At 32.1% G+C, this 16459-nt stretch carries 11 protein-coding genes; 9 read left to right on the top strand and 2 right to left on the bottom strand.

The window, feature by feature from the left end:
• Positions 1-2 precede the first annotated feature (2 nt).
• From JM80_RS13150 to JM80_RS13115, 8 genes are all read left to right on the top strand, one after another.
• Positions 3-1226 (top strand): DUF4249 domain-containing protein, encoded by a 1224-nt coding sequence (locus JM80_RS13150; protein WP_089119304.1) that lies wholly within the window; start codon positions 3-5, stop codon positions 1224-1226.
• A 10-nt stretch (positions 1227-1236) separates the two neighbouring features.
• Positions 1237-3000 (top strand): hypothetical protein, encoded by a 1764-nt coding sequence (locus JM80_RS13145; RefSeq protein ID WP_144710488.1) that lies wholly within the window; start codon positions 1237-1239, stop codon positions 2998-3000.
• A 410-nt stretch (positions 3001-3410) separates the two neighbouring features.
• Positions 3411-5087: a dihydroxy-acid dehydratase gene (gene ilvD / locus JM80_RS13140; protein ID WP_075695508.1), complete on the top strand. Its 1677-nt coding sequence runs from the start codon at positions 3411-3413 to the stop codon at positions 5085-5087.
• A gap of 81 nt (positions 5088-5168) precedes the next feature.
• On the top strand, positions 5169-6902 hold the full coding sequence (gene ilvB / locus JM80_RS13135) for a biosynthetic-type acetolactate synthase large subunit (protein WP_013622307.1): 1734 nt from the start codon (positions 5169-5171) through the stop codon (positions 6900-6902).
• A 58-nt stretch (positions 6903-6960) separates the two neighbouring features.
• Positions 6961-7488, top strand: coding sequence for an acetolactate synthase small subunit (ilvN, locus tag JM80_RS13130; protein ID WP_013622308.1), 528 nt, complete (start codon positions 6961-6963; stop codon positions 7486-7488).
• Positions 7489-7534: 46 nt separating this feature from the next.
• Positions 7535-9010 (top strand): ketol-acid reductoisomerase, encoded by a 1476-nt coding sequence (gene ilvC / locus JM80_RS13125; protein ID WP_013622309.1) that lies wholly within the window; start codon positions 7535-7537, stop codon positions 9008-9010.
• Positions 9011-9080: 70 nt separating this feature from the next.
• Complete coding sequence (ilvA, locus tag JM80_RS13120) at positions 9081-10331, top strand: threonine ammonia-lyase IlvA (protein ID WP_144710486.1); 1251 nt, start codon at positions 9081-9083, stop codon at positions 10329-10331.
• 156 nt (positions 10332-10487) lie between these two features.
• A complete protein-coding gene (locus JM80_RS13115; RefSeq protein ID WP_013622311.1) occupies positions 10488-12074 on the top strand; it encodes an NADP-dependent glyceraldehyde-3-phosphate dehydrogenase in 1587 nt (528 codons plus the stop codon).
• A gap of 36 nt (positions 12075-12110) precedes the next feature.
• On the opposite strand, the gene JM80_RS13110 is transcribed toward JM80_RS13115, so the two are convergent.
• Together JM80_RS13110 and JM80_RS13105 are read right to left on the bottom strand one after the other, a co-directional pair.
• Positions 12111-12749 (bottom strand): hypothetical protein, encoded by a 639-nt coding sequence (locus JM80_RS13110; RefSeq protein ID WP_013622312.1) that lies wholly within the window; start codon positions 12747-12749, stop codon positions 12111-12113.
• Between the two features lie 112 nt (positions 12750-12861).
• Entirely contained in the window at positions 12862-15018 is a 2157-nt protein-coding gene (locus tag JM80_RS13105) for a carboxypeptidase-like regulatory domain-containing protein (RefSeq protein WP_144710484.1), read from the bottom strand.
• Between the two features lie 236 nt (positions 15019-15254).
• On the opposite strand from JM80_RS13105, the gene JM80_RS13100 reads away from it, so the two are divergent.
• A complete protein-coding gene (locus JM80_RS13100) occupies positions 15255-16445 on the top strand; it encodes an MFS transporter (protein WP_255436796.1) in 1191 nt (396 codons plus the stop codon).
• The last annotated feature ends 14 nt before the right edge of the window (positions 16446-16459 follow it).

Raw genomic sequence — 16459 nt, 5'->3', positions numbered from 1 at the left:
TAATGAAAAGTAATATCATAAAACAATATAAAGTCATATACTCACTATTAATTACAGGCGTTTTATTAGTTGGTTGTATAGAAGAATTTACTCCTGAAACAAAAGACTATGAGAGCCTTTTAGTAGTTGAGGCAGTGTTAACAGATGAATACAAGTATCAAAAAATAAAATTAAGTAGAACTTTTAAGTTTGAAGATGAAGGTGCTAAAAGAGAAGAGAAAGCTGAAATTTTTATTACAGATAATTTAAATAATAAGTATAGTTATAGTGAAATAGAACCTGGAGAATATGTATCTGATATAGCTTTCAAAGCAGAAAAAAAAGACTATCAATTGTATATAAAGACGGCTAATGGAGATGAATATAAATCTACACCAACTAATTTAAATACAGGTAACGGTATTACTAACTTATTTGGTAAAATAGCAACAAATTCAAATCAAGAAGAAGGAGTTTCTTTTGTTGTTAATGTTCAAGAAACTTCTGGAGCAGCAAAATATTATAGATATGAGTATGAAGAAACTCATAAGATAATTGCACCTTGGTATAGAAATAGAAAAGCTGTAATAGTATCTGAGGATCCTCCTAAGATAGAAATCGAATATAAACCAGATGAAATAGGTAAAGTTTGCTATAGTACAAATAAGTCTTCTTCTTTGATTTTGGGGTCAACAGAAGGATTAAATAATGGACAATTGGTTGATTTCTCATTAAGATTTTTAGAAAGAGATGATTATAAGATTTCTAACCGTTATTCAATTTTAGCAAAACAATATGTTATATCTAGAGAAGCACATACTTTTTATAAAACCCTAAACGACTTTTCTAGTTCAGATAATTTATTTTCTCAAATTCAACCCGGTTTCTTAAAAGGAAATATAGAAAACATCAATGATGAAAGTGAAAAAGTAATAGGTTTCTTTGAGGTTTCCTCTGTATCTGCTAAAAGAATTTTTTTTGAATATAACGATATTTTTACCGACAAGGTTTCAAGAGCAAAATATCCTTTTAGCTGTTCTTTTATTGCTCCGGAAGAAATAAGTGGGGTTATTAATATTCTTAAGAACAAAACACACGCATGGGTTACAGATGAGCCTGAACTTTGTGCTATTGAATATTGCCCCTATGGTAATATAGCCTCAGGTCCTAATGTATATGTTTCTATTGCTTGTGGAGATTGTACAGTTTTTAGTAGTGGTATAGTCCCAGATTTTTGGGAAGAATAAAAAATAGTTAATGAAAAAAATATACAAAATTTTTATTTTCTGCTTTCTAGTTCATTTTTGTAATGTTTTAGTTAGTCAAGAAAATAATAGAGACAAAAATCTTTCTATAGCTTTAAAAGAAAAAGTTTACATTCATTATAATTCTAAATTGCTATTTGTTGGTGAGTATGCACATTATACTATGTATTGCACGTATTTAAAAGATCAAAAACCTAGTAAAATTAGTAAAATAGGTTATGTAGAATTAATAGGTAAAGGTAATACTGTAATTGTAAGTCAAAAAGTTTATTTAGAAAACGGTATAGGAAGAGGAGATTTTTTTATACCAATTAATGTGGCTAGTGGAAACTATAAGATTATTGGTTATACAAATTGGATGAAAAATAACAAGGCCTCAACTTTTTTTTCAGGAGACATTAACATTATTAATCCCTACCAAGATAGTCAAAAGGTAAACTTTCTTTTAAAAGATAGTTTACCTTCTAACAATTTTTCTGTTATTAAAAATAATGTAGACAAAGGAGAATTGAATGTAGAGTTAGCCAATAATGTATACAAGAAAAGGTCAAAAGTAAAATTATCACTATATCCCCAAAAAAAGCATATTAATGGCACGTATTCCTTGTCTATACATAAAACCAATTCTATTATTGTAAATCCTGAAGAGTATTCAAATAATTATAACGACTTTAAAGATGAGAAAGATGCTTATGTAAATTTAAAAGAAGAAAAAAAAATTACTTTACCAGAATTACGAGGAGAAATTATAGAGGGAAGTATAAGATCAATTATTGATACTCTACCAATTAATAATATTTCTGTTTCTATATCTATACCAAATAGCAACGGATATTTCTTTAAAAATTCTAAAACTAATAATTTAGGAGAGTTTAAATTTATTTTAGATAAAAAATATGATGAGTCTAAGGCTATCATTCAAGTTTTTAATGAGAATAAAGAAAACTATACCATAAGTATTAACCAGCATAAAGGTATAGAGTCATCATCTTTGATTTATAAAAAATTATCAATACCATATTCTTCTATTCCATTTATTCGTAGTAGGAGTGTTCATAATCAAATAGAAAATGCATATTTTGAATTAAAACCAGATTCTATTTTAGTAGGAAACAAGAGTATGCAGTTTACTATGAAAAATAAACTTGTTTATAAGTTAGATGATTATACTCGTTTTAAAACCTTAAGAGAAACATTAGTTGAAATAGTAAACAATGTATGGTCTAAAAAAATAAATAATGATAAATATATTTTTCAAGTAAGAATGGAAAATAGTACTAATGATTATTTTGATTATTCTAATATAAAAGCACTTGTAATTGTTGATGGTATAATGGTTCAGGACCATACTATACTAATGAATTATGACGCAAGAACCATAGAAAGTATAAAAATTGTTAGAAATAAGTATGTTTATGGAGAAGAAATTTACCAGGGAATAATTGAAATTTTTACAAAAAAGGGAGATTTTAAATTGCCTTACTCAAAGCTAGGTATTTTAAACTATGATTTACCTACTCCTACAAAACACATAATTTATTACAAGCCTAAGTATGATGAATTAGATACTAATAAGCATATTCCGGATTTTAGATATCAATTGTTATGGGAACCAAACATTACTTTTCAAGATTTAAAAACTAAAGAAATAGAGTTCTTTACGTCAGACGTAAAAGGAAATTTTAAACTTACTCTTAAAGGGTTTACAGAAAATGGCAAGGAAGTTTCTATAGAAAAGAATTTTATAGTTGAATAATATTTTTAAAATATTAGGTAATATTTTAAAAAATTATATTTAATATTGTTCCAAGAATGAAAGCAAACAACATAATTATTATCGTATTAGTCATTATTATCTCTCTCTGGGGATGATACGGTCTTATATTGATTTTAAGAAAAGCCTGTGTCATATAAAATTGACACAGGCTTTTTTTTGTTTTCAACTTTATTACAACCATTATCTAATTAAACTATTAAAGGAAATAAAATAGCTGAATGTGATACAAAATATGGTTTTATATTACTGTAAATCAGTTAATTAAATTAATATATAGGAAGTTGAATTTATACTAAAAAACAATGTTAAAAAAATGAAGAAAGTGAAAGAATTATATTTGAATAGTAAATTATATTCAATAAACAATAAGAATTACAAGATATAGCCAAATGGAGTTAAATAAGTACAGTAAAAATGTAACACAAGATCCTACGCAACCTGCCGCACAAGCAATGTTGTATGGTATAGGTTTTAAAGATGAAGATTTTAGTAAACCAATTGTGGGTATTGCAAGTACTGGTTACGAAGGTAACCCGTGTAATATGCACTTAAATGATTTGGCTAAAGAGGTTAAAGAGGGTGTTAATACAAACGAATCTGTAGGTCTAATATTTAATACAATTGGTGTTAGTGATGGTATATCTATGGGTACTCCTGGTATGCGTTTTTCTTTACCATCTAGAGATATTATTGCAGACTCTATGGAGACTGTTGTACAAGGTATGTCTTATGATGGTTTAGTTACTGTTGTAGGTTGTGATAAAAATATGCCAGGTGCCTTAATGGCAATGATTCGTTTAAATAGACCATCTATATTAGTTTATGGTGGTACAATTGCATCTGGTTGCCACAATGATAGAAAACTAGATATTGTTTCTGCATTTGAGGCATGGGGAGAAAAAGTAGCAGGTACAATGCAACAAGAGGAGTTTGGCTGTATTATTAAAAAAGCAATTCCTGGTGCGGGTGCTTGTGGTGGCATGTATACTGCAAATACTATGGCTTCTGCAATTGAGGCTTTAGGTATGTCTTTACCTTTTAATTCATCAAACCCAGCTATTGGAAAAGAAAAAAAGCAAGAGTGTGTAGCAGCTGGTAAACAAATGTATCACTTACTAAAAAATGATATAAAACCTTTAGATATCGTTACAAGGAAATCTTTAGAAAACGCTATTCGTTTGGTAACTATAATGGGTGGGTCTACAAATGCAGTATTACATTTTTTAGCTATTGCAAGAGCTGCAGACATTGATTTTACGCTTCAGGATTTTCAGAAAATTAGTGATACCACGCCTTTTATAGCAGACTTAAAACCTAGTGGTAAATATTTAATGGAAGATGTACACCGTATTGGTGGTATTCCGGCAGTATTAAAATATTTATTGGAAAACGGATTATTACATGGCGATTGTTTAACTGTTACAGGTAAAACGCTAGCAGAAAACTTAGAAGATGTACCAAGCTTAATAGACGGACAAGATGTTATTCGTCCTCTAGAAAATCCAATAAAAGCAACTGGTCACTTACGTATGCTTTATGGTAATTTGGCAGAAAATGGTTCTGTAGCAAAAATTACAGGTAAAGAAGGATTACTTTTTAAAGGAACAGCAAAGGTTTTTAATAGTGAGTATGATGCTAATGATGGTATTAGAGATGGTAAAGTTAAAAAAGGTGATGTAGTCGTCATAAGGTATGAGGGACCAAAAGGCGGACCAGGAATGCCTGAAATGCTTAAGCCAACAGCTGCAATTATGGGTGCTGGTTTGGGTAAAGACGTAGCCTTAATTACAGACGGTCGTTTCTCTGGAGGTACGCACGGTTTTGTTGTAGGTCATATTGCGCCAGAGGCTCAAGATGGTGGTACTATTGCTCTTGTAAAAGACGGTGATATTATTACAATAGATGCAGAAACTAATGCTATTAATGTAGATGTTACACCAGAAGAATTGGCTAAACGTAAAGCTGCTTGGGTGGCTCCAGAATTAAAATTTAAAAAAGGTGTATTGTACAAGTACGCTCGTTCAGTATCATCTGCAGCCCAAGGTTGTGTTACAGATGAGTTTTAATAAAAAATAAAAAATTGAAAAAGTACTATTGTCTAAGCTCTAAAACAGTACAATAACACTTTTTACTTTAACTCTTTGAAAATGGAAACAGTAAAAGAACAAAAGATAACATCAAAAAATAATAAAACCATAAAAATTAGTGGAGCAGAAGCTATTATACATTGTTTATTAGCAGAGGGTGTAGATTTAATTTATGGTTATCCGGGCGGAGCAATTATGCCTGTTTATGACGAATTATACAAGTTTCAAGATAAACTAACACATATTCTTACTCGTCATGAGCAAGGAGCAACACACGCTGCACAAGGTTACGCAAGAGTTTCTGGTAAAGTAGGTGTTGCTATGGCAACTTCTGGTCCGGGAGCAACAAACTTAGTTACAGGGCTGGCAGATGCACAGATAGATTCTACTCCTATGGTTTGTATTACAGGACAAGTTCCTAGGCAACTGTTAGGTACAGACGCTTTTCAAGAAACAGATATTATTGGTATATCTACTCCTGTTACTAAATGGAATTATCAAGTTACTAGGGCAGAAGAAATTCCAGAAATACTGGCAAAAGCATTTTACATTGCTAAATCTGGTAGGCCTGGTCCAGTACTTGTAGATATTACAAAAAATGCCCAATTTGATGAGTTAGATTTTAGCTATGAAGCCTGTACAGGTGTGCGTAGTTATAATCCGTACCCTAAGGTAGATGTTAACCAAGTTAAGGCAGCAGCTGCATTAATTAACTCAGCAAAAAAACCATTTATAGTATTTGGGCAGGGAGTAATTTTGGGAGAGGCAGAAGCTCAATTAAAAACAGTTATAGAAAAAGCAGGAATCCCAGCAGCGTGGACAATTTTAGGTGTAGCAGCTTTAGATAGTGAGCACCCTTTAAACGTTGGTATGGTTGGTATGCACGGTAATTATGCGCCAAATTTATTAACTAATGAGTGCGATGTTTTAATTGCTATTGGTATGCGTTTTGATGATCGTGTTACTGGTAATTTAGATAGCTATGCTAAACAGGCTAAAATTATACACTTTGATATTGATCCTGCAGAAATAAATAAAAATGTTCCTACAGATGTTGCTGTATTGGGTAATGCTAAAGATAGTTTAGAAGCATTAATTCCGCTTTTAAATGACAATAAACATACAGACTGGCACAACGTTTTTAAAGAAAAATACAAAGTAGAATTTACTACAGTTATAGAAAAAGATATTCATCCTACTAAAGAAAAATTAACAATGGGTGAGGTTATAGAGCAAATTAATATTGCTTCTAACAACAGTGCTGTTATTGTTAGTGATGTTGGTCAGCACCAAATGATAGCTTGTAGATATGCAAAGTTTAACCAAACAAAAAGTAACATTACATCTGGTGGTTTAGGTACTATGGGCTTTGCCTTACCAGCTGCTATAGGGGCAAAAATGGGAGCTATGGATAGGGAAGTGGTTGCTATTATTGGTGATGGTGGCTATCAAATGACAATACAGGAGTTGGGCGTAATTTTTCAGCACAATGTACCTGTAAAAATTATTGTTTTAAATAACGATCATTTAGGAATGGTACGCCAATGGCAAGAGTTATTTTTTGATAAAAGGTATGCATCTACCGTAATGGTGAATCCAGATTTTGTAAAAATAGCAGAGGGCTATCACATTAAATCTAAACGAGTTAGTGAGCGTAGCGAATTAAAATCTACTATAGAAGAAATGTTGGCATCAAAAGATCCGTATTTTTTAGAAGTTAAGGTAGAAAAAGAGGATAATGTGTTTCCTATGATTCCTTCAGGAGCTTCAGTATCAGACGTTAGGTTAAAATAAGTTTAATTAAAAAATTCCAAAGGAACTTTAAATTAAGTGAAATTGGGGCAATAAAAAAATGGAAAATAATTGGTATACCATATCGGTTTATTCTGAAAACAACGTTGGGTTGTTAAACAGAATATCGGGCATATTTTTAAAAAGACATATAAATATAGAGGCTTTAAATGTCTCAAAATCTGAAATTAATAGCGTTTCTAAATTTACAATTGTTGTAAATACAACAGAACAATGGGTTAAAAATATTGTTGGTCAAATAGAAAAACAAGTAGAGGTTATTAAGGCATTTTATCATAATGATGAAGAAATTATTTATCAAGAGTCTGCCTTGTTTAAAATTAAATCAGATTTATTGTTTGATGAGCGTAATATTCAAAACATCATCAAAGAAAATAACTCGCAAATAGTTACTGTTGCACGCGATTTTTTTGTGCTTTCTAAATCAGGAAAAAGAGAAGAAATAAATAAAATGCATGAGCAGTTAGAGCCTTATGGTATAATGCAATTTGTACGCTCTGGTAGAATTGCAGTGAGTAAAGCAGAAATGCGTATTAGTAGTTTATTAGAAGAATTTCAACATAATTAATTAATCATTCTTAGTTTATATACTGAGATAAAAAAGAGTACAGAAAATGTCAAATTATTTTAACACCTTATCATTAAGAGACAAGTTAACCCAACTGGGTAAATGTAGATTTATGGATACTGCAGAATTCTCTGATGGGGTAACAGCATTAAAAGGCAAAAAAATAGTAATTATTGGCTGTGGAGCACAAGGTTTAAACCAAGGATTAAATATGAGAGATTCTGGTTTAGATATTTCTTATGCTTTGCGTGATGCTGCTATAAAAGAAAAAAGAGCATCGTACAACAATGCAACAGAAAATGGTTTTACTGTTGGTAATTATGAGGAGTTAATACCTACGGCAGACTTAGTAATTAATCTTACACCAGATAAACAACATACTAACGTAGTTAATACTGTAATGCCTTTAATGAAAAATGGTGCTACATTATCCTATTCTCACGGTTTTAATATTGTTGAAGAAGGTACACAAGTACGTAAAGATTTAACTGTTATAATGGTGGCACCAAAGTCTCCAGGATCAGAGGTTAGAGAGGAATATAAAAGAGGTTTTGGTGTGCCAACACTTATTGCTGTACACCCAGAAAACGATCCAGAGGGCAAAGGTTTGGCTCAGGCTAAAGCATATGCAGCTGCTACAGGCGGACATAAAGCTGGTGTTTTAGAATCTTCTTTTGTAGCAGAAGTAAAGTCAGATTTAATGGGAGAACAAACCATACTTTGTGGGTTGTTACAAACTGGTTCTATACTTTGTTTTGATAAAATGGTTGAAGAAGGTATAGATGCAGGTTATGCTTCTAAACTTATACAGTATGGTTGGGAAACTGTTACAGAAGGTCTTAAATATGGTGGTATTACTAATATGATGGATCGTTTGTCTAACCCTGCCAAAATAAAAGCTTTTGAGTTAGCAGAAGAATTAAAAGATATTATGCGTCCATTATTCCAAAAACATATGGATGATATTATGGAAGGTGAGTTTTCTAAAACTATGATGGAAGACTGGGCTAACGGAGATAAAAACTTACTAGATTGGCGAGCTGCTACAGGAGAAACTAATTTTGAAAAAACTCCGGCTAGTGATGTAGAAATCTCTGAACAAGAATTTTATGATAATGGAGTGTTAATGATTGCTATGGTTAGAGCTGGTGTAGAGCTTGCTTTTGAAGCTATGACAGATTCTGGTATTATTGAAGAATCTGCGTACTATGAGTCGTTACATGAAACACCGCTTATTGCCAATACCATTGCCCGTAAAAAATTATTTGAAATGAACAGAGTAATTTCTGATACAGCAGAATACGGTTGTTATTTATTTGATCATGCTTGTAAGCCTTTATTAAAAGATTTTATGGCTAAAGTGAATACTTCTGTTATTGGCAAACCATATGCTGCAGATGCAGGTAATGGTGTAGATAATGCTAAATTAATTGCAGTTAACAAGGCATTAAGAGAGCATCCGGTAGAAATTGTTGGTGCAAGATTAAGAGCATCTATGACTGCAATGAAACCTATAGTGTAAACCCAACCAAACTATTCTATAGCCTGTCTGGTTTTTTAGAAACTAGGCAGGTTTTTATTTTTTATTAAAAATGAACTATTTTCCTAACATAGAAAACATCCGCAAAGCGGCTGGTACTATAAGTGCAGTTGCAGACACCACACCATTATTAGACAGTATACGTTATTCAAAGTTATACAATGCTAATATTCTTTTAAAAAGAGAAGATTTGCACCGTGTAAGATCCTATAAAATAAGAGGAGCTTTTAATAAAATAAGCTCATTATCTGCACAAGAAAGACAAAAAGGTGTTGTTTGTGCAAGTGCAGGAAATCACGCGCAAGGTGTAGCTTTTGCGTGTAACCATTTGGGAATTAAAGGCACAATTTATATGCCTTCAGTTACGCCAAAACAGAAAGTAGAGCAAACAGAAATGTTTGGTGGAGATTGGGTTACTATTGTTTTAGAAGGCGATACTTTTGACGATTCTTCTAAAGCAGCTCTTCAATTTTGTGAGGAGCATCAAAAGGTATTTGTACACCCTTTTAACGATCCAAAAACTATTGAGGGGCAAGCTACAGTTGGTTTAGAAGCCATTCATCAATCTAAAAAAACAATAGACTATATTTTTGTGGCTATTGGCGGTGGTGGTTTAGCTGCTGGTTTATGTGGTGTTTTTAAAGCGTTATCTCCTACTACTAAAATTATAGGAGTAGAGCCTGCTGGTGCACCATCTATGAAAACCAGTATAGAAAACGGAGTAAATACAGAGCTTGTACAAATTGATAAATTTGTTGATGGTGCTGCAGTACAACGCGTGGGCGATTTAACTTTTGAGATTTGTAAAGATTATTTAGATGCTGTTATTACGGTACCAGAAGGTAAAGTATGTCAAACTATTTTAGACTTGTATAATAGAGATGCTATTGTTGTAGAACCTGCGGGAGCTTTAACTATTGCAGCCTTAGACCAATATACAAAACAAATAGAAGGTAAAAATGTGGTTTGTGTTGTAAGCGGTAGTAATAATGATATTACTAGAACAGCAGAAATTAAAGAACGTGCTTTGTTATTTGCCAATTTAAAGCATTACTTTATTGTACGTTTTCCGCAACGTCCTGGAGCTTTAAAAGAGTTTGTTGCAGAAATTTTAGGACCAACAGATGATATTACTCATTTTGAGTATTCTAAAAAATCTAGTAAAGAAAATGCTCCTGCTGTAGTTGGTATAGAGTTGAAAAAACCTGAGGATTTAGAGCCATTAATTGCTAGAATGAAAGAAAATAATTTCTTTGGCGACTACTTAAATAATAAACCAGACCTGTTTCAATATTTAGTATAAAAAGACACATTTTACTAAATTTTTATTAAAAAATGAAATTGAAAACGTTTTCGTATCTAAAGCAATAAATATATTGCTTTAGAACCTCAATTTTAAGCGTAAGATTTAGTAAATTCACTATTCAAGATACTAGAAATAGTCTATAAATTGATAAAAATGAGCACAACAACGATACCTGAAGAATATAAAATTACAGAGTTAATAGAGCAAAAAGAATACTTAGTTGGTGGCGATCTTAAAAAATGGGATGGCGCAACAACAGAAGTATTTTCTACAATATCATCTACAGAAGAATACAAACCTACATTATTAGGTAGTATTCCAGATATGGGAGAAGAAGAAGCTTTAGATGCATTAAATGCTGCTTTAAAGGCGTATGACCAAGGTCAAGGTGCTTGGCCAACTATGCGTGTTAAAGAGCGTATAGATTGTATGGAGAAGTTTGTAGAAAAAATGATTACTAAGCGTGATGAAGTTGTAAAACTTTTAATGTGGGAAATTGGTAAGTCTTTACCAGATTCAGAAAAGGAATTTGACCGTACAGTAATATATATTAAAGATACTATTGAAGACTATAAACAGTTAGATAGGGATGCGGCTAAGTTTCAAAAAAACGATGGTGTTTATGCTCATATACGTAGGGGGCCACTAGGCGTAGTACTTTGTTTAGGGCCTTACAATTACCCGTTAAATGAAACATTTGCATTGCTAATACCAGCAATAATAATGGGAAACACTACAATATTTAAGCCTGCTAAACATGGTGTTTTATTAATTACTCCTTTGTTAGAGGCTTTTCAATCATCTTTCCCTAATGGTGTTGTAAATATTATTTTTGGTAGAGGTAGAGCAGTTGCTAGTCCTATTATGAAAACAGGAAAGGTAGATGTGCTTGCTTTAATTGGTAACAGTAAATCTGCAAATGCATTACAAGAGCAGCACCCAAAAAGTAACAGGCTACGTTTGGTTTTAGGTTTAGAAGCTAAAAACCCCGCAATTATTTTACCAGATGCAGATTTAGATTTAACTATAGATGAATGTATAGCTGGTACGTTGTCTTTTAACGGTCAGCGTTGTACAGCTTTAAAAGTTGTTTATGTACACGAGAGTATTGCAGATGAGTTTAATAAACGTTTTGCTAAACGTGTAGACGAGCTTAAATTTGGTAACCCTTGGGATAATGGCGCTAAACTAACACCATTACCAGAGCCAAATAAGCCTGCTTACATACAAGAACTTATAGATGATGCTAAAGCAAAAGGAGCATCAATTTTAAATAAAAAAGGAGGTAAAACTACAGATAATTATATTTGGCCAGCAGTATTATATCCAGTTTCTAAAGATATGCGTGTGTACCAAGAAGAGCAGTTTGGACCAGTTGTACCAGTAGTTTCTTTTAGTAATATTGAAGAACCTTTAGATGATATGGCTGCCTCTAATTACGGACAGCAAGTTAGTTTGTTTGGTAAAGATGTATATACATTAGCTCCGTTAATAGATACTTTGGTAAACTTGGTATGTAGAGTTAACTTAAATAGCTCTTGCCAAAGAGGACCAGATGTTTACCCTTTTACAGGCCGTAAAGACTCTGCACAAGCAACATTAAGTGTACATGATGCTTTGCGTTCTTTCTCTGTACGTACGTTTGTAGCGTCTAAAGACAATGATATTAATAATGAAATTATAGAGCAATTGTTAGAGACTAGATTATCTAACTTTATTAGCACAGATTATATTTTATAAGACCTAAGGTTTTAAGTTATATAAAAATCCTCTCAATTAATTTTGAGAGGATTTTTTTTCACAGTTTTCTAATATCTCTTTAGCTCTTTCTAAACCACTATACGGGTAAAATTTAATTGTTTGTTCTTCTTTTTTAAATAATTCTATAGCTCTTTTTACATCTTTACAAAACGGTTCTAGTGGTTGTCCAAAGAACTTTGCAGCTCCCATATCCCATTCTGCTTTACCTAAAACTACTCTTGGGTTATTTGGTGCAATTGCTAATGCTTTGTTATAAATAGCTACGTTTTTACCAGATAATGTCATTCCGTATTTTTGTCCGTCAAAAGCAATATATGCTGTGTTTAATAACGCATATGACATTAATATTTCTGGGTTATTTTCAGATAGTTTGTCAGCAGCATCTAAAAATGTTTTTGCTTTGTTTAGTTTAGCAGTTAGTTCTGCTTCATCTTTTATACCAAAAGCACTTATAATTTCTACGGTAGCTGCATAATATGGCGGTAACCAATTGTCTTTTTCTACACTAGAAATACGCTCAAACATTTGTACTGCTTTTGCACTCTCGTTATTTTTCCATAGTTCAAAAGCTTTGGTCATTCCTTTTTCATATTGTGTTTGTGCACTTAAACTTGCTACACATATAAAGGCTAATAATAAGGCAATCTTTTTCATTTTTTTAAGGTTTTATATTGTTGTTTATTTCTTTATTCAAATATCATAACCTTTGGCTAGTTATGCATTTTTAAGTTACTCAGCTGTAGTATTAAGTAGCTGAAATGTATATTTATAAATTGTCTAACTGGTTATCTTTTTTATTATCACTAATGGTCCAAAAGAAACCAACAAAAAAGAAACGGTCTGCAGCAGGTTTAATAGTTCTACTTTCAAAAACGCCGTTGGTATTTGCTTGGTTTTTAAATTGATATCCGTTTACATTTTGAGTACCAAAAACATTACTAACAGAAAAATAAAGTATTTTTTGAGGACTAATTAAGTATGCCCAATTGGCATTTACAGCATTGTAATTTTTTGCTTTACTATTTAAAAAACCACTTTTATTTGGGTCTGTATAGTTACGCCCAGAAGCAAAATTATAGCTTACTCCAACCTGACTTTTTAAATTACTTATAAAGTGTTTTAGAACTACAGAAGCATTGTGTTGTGATGCAAAACTTGGTGTAGCTTTGGTTGGGTAATTTTTATAATCTCGTTTGGTATCTAAATACGAGTAAGAAACCCAGTATTCTGTATTTTTAATTGTTTTATTATCTCGCCAAAATAAATCTACACCCTTTGCAAAACCACCACCATTATTGCTATATTTTGCTGTGGGTAGTGGTTGTTCTGTGTTGTATTTAACAAGGTTATTATAATCTTTGTAATAAGCTTCAGCCCTAAATATTTGCTTGTTTTTTACATATTGATAATTGGCAATTAAATGTGATGTATTTTCTGCAGAAAAATTGGTGTTAAATTTTAAATATTCATTTTTAGGGTTTTGGTAAAATTGTCCATATGCTAGTGATACCTGAGAGTTAGCACCAGATTTATATGCTACAGAAGCTCTAGGTGAGGCGGTAAACTCATTTAATAAACTAGAATACTCGCCACGTAAACCAATATTTGCGGCTAATTTTTTAGAAAAGAAAATATTTGCTTCTGCAAAAGATGCAGTAATATTGTTATTAAACGTATAATTATAAGTATCCTCATTTAATGCAGTATAGTCTTCATTAAAACTGGTAATAAAATATTCTGCTCCAAAATTTAAACGAAATCTGCTGTTGTAAAATTTACTTAACTTTAATTTTAAATGAGCAGCGTTTTCTGTGTCTTTTACAGTATCTTCTATAATATCTAAATCAGAATAATCATTGGCATAAGACAAGCCAGTTTGTATGCTCCAATCATTTTTTAAAAAGTCTTTATAGGATGCATTAAAGTATAAATTTCTATTTTTCATACCAAAGAGTATACCTTCTTGTATGTTTATATCTTCTTGTGTTAAATCAAAATTTACAGTGCTAAAAGCTCCATATAGCTTAAGTAAACCATCAGTATTAATTTTATGTCTGTATACAGCTTCACCACCAAAAGACTGTACCGGTTTATGCCATTCATTATTATCTGGATAAAGTTCTTGGTAAGGCTGTAGATTTATATAAGAAGCATTAACACTTAAAGAGTTTTTCTCCCATTTTTGTGTATTTCCTATGCCTAAACCAACAGTCATTAAAGATATGTCTGTACGTTCTTCCTCTGGCTCATCAATACTATTTAAAAGTAAAACACTAGATAATGCTTGTCCGTATTCTGCAGAGTATCCGCCAGTAGAAAAAGTTATTCCTTTAAATAAAAAAGGAGACAGCCTACCTCTTGTAGGTATATTATTTGCTGTAGGTGAGTAAGGACTAAATACGCGCATACCGTCTACAAAAATTTGAGTTTCTTCTGCATCTCCGCCACGTACAAATAAGCGCCCATCTTCTGCTACATTAGATGTGCCTGGCAATGTTTGTAAAGCTCCAACAAAATCTCCCATAGCGCCGGCTGTAGTAACAACATCTAACGGTTTTAGTGCGGTAACTTTTGCATTTTCTCCTGCCTTAAATGAGCCTGCATTTACAATTACGGCATCTAAAGTATTTACGTCTTCTTTAAGTTTTATGGTTATATTTTTTAAGTTTTTAACCAAGTCAGTTAAGTGGTACGTTTCAAAAGAAATAAACGAAACTATTAAGGTTTGTTCTCCTGTTTCTTCTGTGGTAAATGTAAATGTTCCATTGTCTATAGTTGCTGTACCATCATAAGTGCCATCTAAATACACATTGGCGCCACTAATAGGAGCTCCTTTTTTATCTGTTACCTTACCAGTAATTGTTGTTTGTGCAAATAAAGAATATGTTGCTAGCACAAAGAGTAAAAAAAATAGCTGTTTCATTTTAAAAAAAGTTTAATTGTTTTTTTTGATTGATGAAGCAAATGTCTATTGGTAAGTTCTGTTTTGATAAAAAGAAATACCCAATTGTAGAATTTTACAGACCAGTTGTTTTTTATGTATTAATTAACATAAATGTGTTAATTCTGTATACAAGTTTCAGCAGTATTCTAGTTACCTTTGTTCGCTTATTTTAATTGTAAAGAAGGGTCTAATTTATTTAGAAAGCAGAAGAAAAAATGAGCGCAAAGAAGATGAACAAAAAGGCATTATTTGCTTTAGCTATAGGTGGTTTTGGTATTGGTATGACAGAGTTTGTTATTATGGGTATTTTGCCAGATGTAGCAAAAGCGTTATCTATTACCATACCAGAAGCCGGACATTTTATTGCTATTTATGCATTGGGTGTTGTTGTTGGTGCTCCTTTATTATCTAGCCTAGGTAGCAAGTGGCCTTCACATAAAATGTTACTTGGTTTAATGCTTTGGTTTACAGTTTTTAATACGCTATCTGCATTTGCAGAAAGTTATACTTCACTGTTAATTTTTAGGTTTTTATCTGGACTACCACATGGCGCTTTTTTTGGTATTGGTGCTGTTGTAGCTGGTAAATTGGCAACTCCTGGTAAAGAACCACAGGCTATGGCAATTATGTTTGCGGGTCTTACTGTTGCTAATGTTGTTGGCGTGCCATTAGGTACGTATTTTGGACATCATTTTAGCTGGAATGTAGCTTTTATGATGGTTGGTGTTGTTGGGGTTTTGGCAATGCTAACAGTCTACTTGTGGATGCCTAAATTAAAACCAGCATCTACAGTAAGTATTAAGCAAGATTTTAAAATTTTTAAAAGAATAGAGCTTTGGATATTAATACTATTAACAACTGTAGGTACAGGTGGTTTTTTTGCCTGGTATAGTTACATAGCACCATTAATTACAGACGTAACTAAATACCCAGAGTATATGATTGGTTATGCTATGATTTTAGCTGGTTTAGGTATGGTTGCCGGTAATTTTTTAGGAGCCAAATTAACAGAAAAATTGTCTCCAATGAGAGCCGTAATTACAAGCTTGGGGCTAATGGCAACTGTATTAATTATAAATGCATTGGTGGCTGCAAATCCGGTAATGGTTTTAATACTAACTTTTACTATAGGAGCTATTTCTTTTAGTGTTGTAACACCTTTACAAATGGCAATAATAAACGCATCTAAAGGTTCAGAAATGTTAGGCTCTTCAATGAACCAAAGTGCATTTAATATGGGTAATGCTTCTGGTGCATTTTTGGCAGGTTTGCCAATTGCAAAGGGGTATAGCGTAGTTTCTTCTAGTTATGTGGGTGCCATTTTAGCTGGTACAGGAGCACTAATAGCAGTTGGAATTGTAATTAGCAGAAGACAAAAAAGAAAATTAAATATTTCTAAAGAGTAAATACTCAAGTAATT

It is taken from the genome of Cellulophaga sp. RHA_52 (assembly GCF_007827205.1).
GTDB classification, from domain to species: domain Bacteria; phylum Bacteroidota; class Bacteroidia; order Flavobacteriales; family Flavobacteriaceae; genus Cellulophaga; species Cellulophaga lytica.
Note: the sequence above shows the minus strand (reverse complement) of the source record. Positions and strands in the feature narration are given on the sequence as shown.

Excerpts from the sequence above, each read along its gene's own strand:
- JM80_RS13100 (WP_255436796.1), top strand. The coding sequence starts at position 15,255 with ATGAGCGCAAAGAAGATGAACAAAAAGGCATTATTTGCTTTAGCTATA.
- ilvN (WP_013622308.1), top strand. The coding sequence starts at position 6,961 with ATGGAAAATAATTGGTATACCATATCGGTTTATTCTGAAAACAACGTT.
- ilvC (WP_013622309.1), top strand. The coding sequence starts at position 7,535 with ATGTCAAATTATTTTAACACCTTATCATTAAGAGACAAGTTAACCCAA.
- ilvD (WP_075695508.1), top strand. The coding sequence starts at position 3,411 with ATGGAGTTAAATAAGTACAGTAAAAATGTAACACAAGATCCTACGCAA.
- JM80_RS13115 (WP_013622311.1), top strand. The coding sequence starts at position 10,488 with ATGAGCACAACAACGATACCTGAAGAATATAAAATTACAGAGTTAATA.
- JM80_RS13110 (WP_013622312.1), bottom strand. The coding sequence starts at position 12,749 with ATGAAAAAGATTGCCTTATTATTAGCCTTTATATGTGTAGCAAGTTTA.
- JM80_RS13145 (WP_144710488.1), top strand. The coding sequence starts at position 1,237 with ATGAAAAAAATATACAAAATTTTTATTTTCTGCTTTCTAGTTCATTTT.
- JM80_RS13105 (WP_144710484.1), bottom strand. The coding sequence starts at position 15,018 with ATGAAACAGCTATTTTTTTTACTCTTTGTGCTAGCAACATATTCTTTA.
- JM80_RS13150 (WP_089119304.1), top strand. The coding sequence starts at position 3 with ATGAAAAGTAATATCATAAAACAATATAAAGTCATATACTCACTATTA.
- ilvB (WP_013622307.1), top strand. The coding sequence starts at position 5,169 with ATGGAAACAGTAAAAGAACAAAAGATAACATCAAAAAATAATAAAACC.
- ilvA (WP_144710486.1), top strand. The coding sequence starts at position 9,081 with ATGAACTATTTTCCTAACATAGAAAACATCCGCAAAGCGGCTGGTACT.